6 protein-coding genes are annotated in these 6,280 nt (G+C 72.8%); 3 read left to right on the forward strand and 3 right to left on the reverse strand.

Annotated elements, in window-relative coordinates; all coding sequences use genetic code 11:
* The 3 genes from N4P33_RS31170 to N4P33_RS31180 form a co-directional block, all read right to left on the reverse strand.
* Positions 1–739 (reverse strand): cation:proton antiporter (locus N4P33_RS31170; RefSeq protein ID WP_260830298.1); only part of this gene is annotated, 739 nt, incomplete at its 3' end.
* Entirely contained in the window at positions 736–933 is a 198-nt protein-coding gene (locus tag N4P33_RS31175) for a hypothetical protein (protein ID WP_260830299.1), read from the reverse strand. The genes N4P33_RS31175 and N4P33_RS31170, both read right to left, overlap by 4 nt.
* A gap of 3 nt (positions 934–936) precedes the next feature.
* The gene (locus N4P33_RS31180; protein WP_260830300.1) at positions 937–1,416 is read right to left on the reverse strand and encodes a cation:proton antiporter regulatory subunit; all 480 of its coding nucleotides are present in this window, start codon (positions 1,414–1,416) and stop codon (positions 937–939) included.
* 288 nt (positions 1,417–1,704) lie between these two features.
* Here N4P33_RS31180 and N4P33_RS31185 point away from each other — a divergent pair, with 288 nt between their 5' ends.
* The 3 genes from N4P33_RS31185 (at position 1,705) to N4P33_RS31195 (ending at position 5,875) form a co-directional block, all read left to right on the forward strand.
* Positions 1,705–2,586: a universal stress protein gene (locus N4P33_RS31185; RefSeq protein ID WP_260830303.1), complete on the forward strand. Its 882-nt coding sequence runs from the start codon at positions 1,705–1,707 to the stop codon at positions 2,584–2,586.
* A 68-nt stretch (positions 2,587–2,654) separates the two neighbouring features.
* Positions 2,655–5,321 carry a cation-translocating P-type ATPase gene (locus tag N4P33_RS31190; RefSeq protein ID WP_260830301.1) on the forward strand — a complete coding sequence of 889 codons (2,667 nt, stop codon included), beginning with the start codon at positions 2,655–2,657 and terminating at the stop codon, positions 5,319–5,321.
* Positions 5,322–5,536: 215 nt separating this feature from the next.
* A complete protein-coding gene (locus N4P33_RS31195) occupies positions 5,537–5,875 on the forward strand; it encodes a hypothetical protein (protein ID WP_260830302.1) in 339 nt (112 codons plus the stop codon).
* Positions 5,876–6,280 lie beyond the last annotated feature (405 nt).

Consider the following 6,280-nt stretch of genomic DNA (forward strand, 5'->3'; position numbering starts at 1 on the left):
CGTACCAGCCGGCGGCGAGTTTGGTGGCTGCGGTGACCACGGCCAGGGCCGCGGCGGCGGGCAGCATCGGCAGCAGGTTGCCGGGGTCGGCGGACAGCCCGAGGGCCAGGAAGAACGCCGCGGCGAACAGGTCGCGCAGCGGGCTGAGCACGGCCCGTGCCCGGTCGGCCCCGGCACCGGTCAGCGCGAGTCCGATCAGGAAGGCCCCGACGGCGGCGGAGACATGGATGATCTCAGCCAGCGCGGCGACGATCAGGGTGGTGCCGAGGACGCGGAGCAGTACCTGTTCGGCGTCGGGGTGGGACAGGGCCCGGCCGACGTGGTGGCCCCAGCGGCCGGAGGCGGCGATCGCCGCGACGACGGCGGTGGTGGCCGCCAGGATGGCGAGCAGTGCCTGCCACCAGGTGCCGCCGGCGGTGATGACGGCGAGCAGGGGCAGGTAGGCGGCCATGGCGAAGTCCTCAAGGAGCAGGACGGACAGCACCGCTGGTGTTTCTCGGTTGCCGAGTCGGCGCAGGTCGTTGAGCAGGCGGGCGACGATGCCGGAGGACGAGACGTAGGTGGCGCCGGCCAGCGCCAGGATGCCCGTGGCGTCCAGGCCGAGCAGCCTTCCCGCCTCCGCGCCGGGGGCGGCGTTGAGGACGAGGTCGACGACGGCGGAGGAGCGGTGGAGGTGGAGGCTGGCGGTGAACTCCTTGACGGTGAAGTCCAGGCCGAGCACCAGCAACAGCAGGATCACCCCGATCGCGGCGCCGGTGTCGACGAACTCGCGGGCGGCCGGGACCGGGCGAGTCCGCAGTCGCCCAAGGCCAGTCCGGCCACCAGGTACAGCGGGACGGGGTAGAGGGCGAAGCGCCGCGCGACCGTGCCGAGCAGGCTCAGCGCGGTCAGGATGACCCCGAGTTCCAGCAGCAGGGCGACGGGTGTGTGCACCGGTCAGCCCTGGACGATGCGCTGGACACCGGCGATGCCCTCGCGGGTGCCGATGACGACCAGGGTGTCCCCTGCCCGCAGGGTCTGAGCCTGTCCGGGTGAGGCGATGACGTCCTCGCCCCGGACGACGGCCACGATCGAGGCGCCGGTGCGGGTGCAGGCACGGGTCTCCCCCAGCGCGCGGCCGACGAACGGGCTCCCCGGGCGGACCTCCACCTGCCCGGCGTTCAGGCCGGGGACCTCACGCGTCAGGTCGGCGAACCGTTCCGCGATGCGCGGGGCGCCGAGGATCTCGGCGAGGGTGTCGGCCTCCTCGCCGGTGAGCCGGAACACCGGCCGGGCTTCGTCGGGGTCGTCGCCCGGGTAGACCACCAGCTCGAACTCGCCTGAGCGCTGGGCGACGACGCCGATCCGGTCGCCCTCGTGGTTGACGAACTCGTAGCGCGCTCCCACGCCGGGCAGCAGCACCTCGTTGACGTCCACACGTATCACCCTGTCGGCCGTGATGGTTCAGATCGGTGCGGACCTGCGCTCGCGGCCCGCCGCACCCGGGTATTCGGCAACCGTCGACGGGCACCCGAGCACCGGACTCCCGGCCTGGTTCTTTTGAGGGATCTTCAGTGTTCCGACCGCTCTACCGGGTGCGGCAGGGCCGAGTGGCCCGAAAGGCGGCCTGATGGGCCTCTGGCCGGGGCGGATCGCGGAGCCGAGGCTGGGAGACAGGGGCCGCGGCGGCCTCAGGGACGGGAGAGCGCAGTGAGTGAACCGGTGATCGCAGGACCAGTGATCGTGGGAGTGGATGGTTCCGCTTCGAGCCTCGACGCGGTGGACGTCGCTGCCCGGGAGGCGCGCCTGCGGGGGGTGCCGCTGCGGATCGTGCACGCCTTCGGTCATCCGTCCGGGCATGTGCCGTCGGGTGTGCCACCGTGGAGTCCGGCCGACCAGGGCCTGGAGCCGATGGTGCGCGGAGGACTGGCCGAGGCGGAGCAACGGGCGCACGCGGCTGCGCCGGGCATCGAGATCGCGCGCTCCGTGGTGGCCGGCGGGGCGCTGGAGGTGCTGGAGATCGAGTCGCGTTCGGCCGCACTGGCGGTGGTGGGCAGCCGGGGCCTGTCCGGTTTCTCTGAGCTGCTGCTGGGCTCGACGGCCGTGCATCTGGCCGCGCACGGGTCCTGCCCGCTGATGGTGGTGCGAGGCCGTCCCGAACCGGCCGGGCCGGTGCTGCTGGCCGTGGACGGCTCCCCGGCCGGGGAGGCGGCGGTGGAGTTCGCGTTCGCGGAGGCCACACTGCGCGGGGCGCCGCTGGTGGCGCTGCACGTGTGGAACACCTGGAGCGAACGGGCCTACGAGGGCCCCGGCGACCCGCTGAACGCCGTCGTGGCGAACGCCGACCGACTCCGCGAGGCCGAACAGCACCTGCTGGACCAAGCGGTGGCCTCATGCCAGGCGGCGTACCCGCAGGTCGCTGTGGAGCGGCGCCTCGTGCGCTCCCGGATCCGCAGCACGCTGCTCGACGCCAGCCAGGAGGCCCAGCTGGTGGTCGTCGGTGCCCGGGGCCGCGGCGGCTTCACCGGCCTGCTGCTCGGCTCGGTCAGCCAGGCCCTGCTGCACCACGCCCACTGCCCCGTCACCGTCGTCCGCGGCAAGGAGTGACCGTGCCCCAGCAGACCCCCATGCCTGCACGAGCCTCCACTCCCTCCGCCGAACCACCCACAAAGCCGGTGACCGACGCATACCGGCGGCAGCCCGCCGACGTGGCCGAACTGCTCGCTGTGGATCCGCAGGCGGGCCTGACCTCGGCGGAGGTCGAGCAGCGCGCCGCTGCCTACGGGGCCAACGAGCTGGCCGAACCGGCCCGCAGGCCGCAGTGGCTGCGCCTGCTGGACCAGTTCCGCAGCTGGCTGATCGGCATCCTGCTCGCCGCCGCCGTCGTCGCCGGGATCATCGGTGAGATCAAGGACGCCGTCGTCATCGCGGTCGTCCTGCTCATCAACGCCACCATCGGCTACCTGCAGGAACGCCGCGCCGAGCGCAGCCTGGAGGCACTGCGCCGCATGCTGGTGCCCATCGCCCGGGTACGTCGAGACGGGGAGGTCCGGACGGTCCCGGCCCGCACCCTCGTACCCGGCGACATCGTGCTGCTGGAGGCCGGCGACCGTGTCCCGGCCGACGGTCGTCTGGTGGTCGCTGCATCGGTCGAGGCCGCTGAGGCCGCGCTGACCGGCGAGTCCCAGCCCGTCGCGAAGACGACCGCACCCACCACGGCCGACCGTGACACGGCCGTCCCCGTCGCCGAGCGCACCGGCATGCTCTTCATGAACACCGCGCTGACCCGCGGCCGCGCCGAGATCATCGTCACCGCCACCGGAATGCGCACCGAGGTCGGCGCGATAGCCGAGGAGTTGCGCAGCGGCGGCGAACCGCCCAGCCCGCTGCAGGTCCAGATGGACAGCCTGGGCCGCCGCCTGGCCCTGGTCAGCGGCATCGCCGTGGCCGCCTACGCGCTCGTGGCGCTCGTCCGCGGCGAGGACCTGGCCGATCTCGCGCTGCGGGCGGTGGCCCTGGCGGTCGCCGCCATCCCCGAGGGCCTGCCCGCCGTACTGGCCCTCACCCTGGCGCTGGGCGTCTACCGCATGGCCCGCCGCGGTGCCATCGTCAAACGCCTGGCCTCCGTGGAGGCACTCGGCTCGGCGACCGTGGTGTGCAGCGACAAGACCGGCACGCTGACCCTGAACGAGATGACCGTCCGCGCGCTGTGGACCGCCGGGCGCCGGTACGAGGTGACCGGCGAGGGCTACGACACCGCCGGCACCGTACGCGGAACCGACGGGCAGCCCACGCCGGACGTGCGCGACGCGGTCCTGCCGTTCGCGCTGTGCAACGACGCCCGTCTCACCCCGGACGGCGTCATCGGCGACCCCACCGAGGCCGCCCTGCTCGTGCTCGCCGCCAAGACGGGCCTCGACCCGGACCTGCGCACGCGCACACCGCGCACCGGCGAAGTCCCCTTCGACCCCGCCGCGAAGTACATGGCCACCTTCCACACGGACACCGACGGATCCACCCGCATCCACGTCAAGGGTGCCGTCGATGTCCTGCTGGACCGCTGTACCCATGTCCTGACCGCCGACGGTCCCGTCCCCCTCGCCGAGGGGCGTCGCCGTGAGGTCGCCGACGCCGCGCGGCGTTTGGGCGGCCAGGGTCTGCGCGTCCTCGGCGCCGCGACCTGCGTCACCGACCACTCCCGGCCGGGCGAGGTGACGGGGCTGACGCTGACCGCAATGGCCGGCATCGCCGACCCGCCCCGCCCCCAGGCCCGCGACGCCGTCGCCCTGGCCCAGGCCGCGGGCATCACTGTCAAGATGATCACCGGTGACCATGCCGACACGGCCGCCGCCATCGCCCGCGAGCTGGGCATCACCGGCGACGTCGTCACCGGCACCGAGCTGGGGCGGATGAGCGAGCAGGACCTCGCGGACCGTATCGAGGACATCGGGGTCTTCGCCCGCGTCGCCCCCGACCACAAGGTCACCATCGTCCGCGCCCTCGCGCGGCGCGGGCACATCGTCGCCATGACCGGCGACGGCGTCAACGACGCCGCGGCGCTGCGCGCCGCCCACATCGGCGTCGCCATGGGCGTCACCGGCACCGATGTCGCCAAGGAAGCGGCGGACATGGTGCTGACGGACGACGACTTCTCCACCATCGTCCGAGCGGTCCGCGAAGGCCGCTCCATCTACGACAACATCGTCACGTTCGTCCGCTTCCAGCTCTCCACCAACATCGGCGCCATCCTCACCCTCCTCGCCACCGTGCTGGCCGGGCTGCCCTCCCCCATGTCGGCGATTCAGCTGCTCTGGGTCAACATCATCATGGACGGGCCGCCCGCCATGGCCCTGGGCATCGACCCGCCACGGAGCAACGTCATGCAGCGCCCGCCGCGCCCGCCCGGCGAACGCATCCTCAACACCAGCCGCCTGACGGCCATCACCCGCGCCGGCGCCGTCATGGCCACCGGCACCGTGGCCGTCTTCGCCGCCGCCCGCCACCTCACCGACACCACGACCGCGGCCACCATGGCCTTCACCACCTTTGTCCTCTTCCAGCTCTTCAACGCCCTGGGCGCCCGCAGCGAGGACGGCCCTGTCCTTGGCCGCCACCAGCTGCGCAACCGCACCCTGTGGATCTGCCTGGCCGCCGTCCTCACCCTGCAGATCACCGCCGTACAGGTGCCCTTCGCCCAGGGCGTGTTCGACACCGTCTCCCTCAGCGCCGCGCAGTGGGCCGTCTGCCTCGCCACCGCCTCCACCGTGCTCCTGACCGAACACGCCTGGCGCGCCGCGCGCACACGGCTCGGCCACACCCCGGACTCGGGCGCCGCGAACTGACCGGCCTCGAGACCTGCTGGTGCCCGTGCAGTCGCCGATTTCCGCCCGTGCCCGGTGTGCGGGCTCGCGGCCCTCTGTGAGGAAGGCGAGAAGCTTCACGCAGACACGCCGCGCCGCCGCGGCGGACAGGCCGTCTTGCTGGTGCCAGGCATGACGTGCGGGCGCGTCCCCGGCTGAGCGCCGCACCACCAGCGCCCCGCCGGGCACGGGGGCCTGTGGAGATCGCCGTCATGCAGGCGCGGGTGCTGGCCGAGGCCCCGCCACGGGTGTGGATCGCGGTCAGCGGAACGCTCGCCGCCCCAGCCCGGCACAGGCTGCACCAGACACTACGTGCCTGCGCCGATCAGGGCTTCAGCGAACTCTTCCTCGATCTGCGCCGGCTCCGTTACGCGGACGTCCACGAGGCCCGGCGGGGCCTCACCATGTTCGCGCTCGGCTCGGGCGTGCGCTGCCATCCCGTCGGCGCTCCCGCCGAGTTCCGCGACCACCTCGCCGACGACCCACGCATCACCCTGCACTCCGCTCTGGAATCCGCCTGGCGGGACTGGGAGTGAGAAGGCGGACTCCGGCGATTCAGCGCCGTCACTCCGCGGGGATCTCGGACCGAGTCCTGAACAGGACACCGCTGCTGTAAACCGACGCCGGTGAAGGACGACGGGGCAGGCATCCAGGAGCTCGGCACCCTCAGGGAAGCGCGCTGCTGAACAGCGCCAGTTACCAGTTGCGTTCGGGTGCCGACAGGGCCGTTCGGGCATGATGAGGAGGTGCCAACGGCACTTCTTCGTTTTCGGGAGGGAGCAGGGATGGCGGACAGTCCGGCACAGGGGCGCATGGGTGTCCCGGGGGCGCCCCAGCTGCGGCTGGATGAGCTGCTGGAGGGTCTGCAGGCCCAGGTGGAGCAGGTCCGCGCGACCCGGGACCGGGTGCATACCCTGCTGGACGCGGTCCTGTCCATCGGC

This window comes from Streptomyces sp. 15-116A, from assembly GCF_025290915.1.
GTDB lineage: Bacteria > Actinomycetota > Actinomycetes > Streptomycetales > Streptomycetaceae > Streptomyces.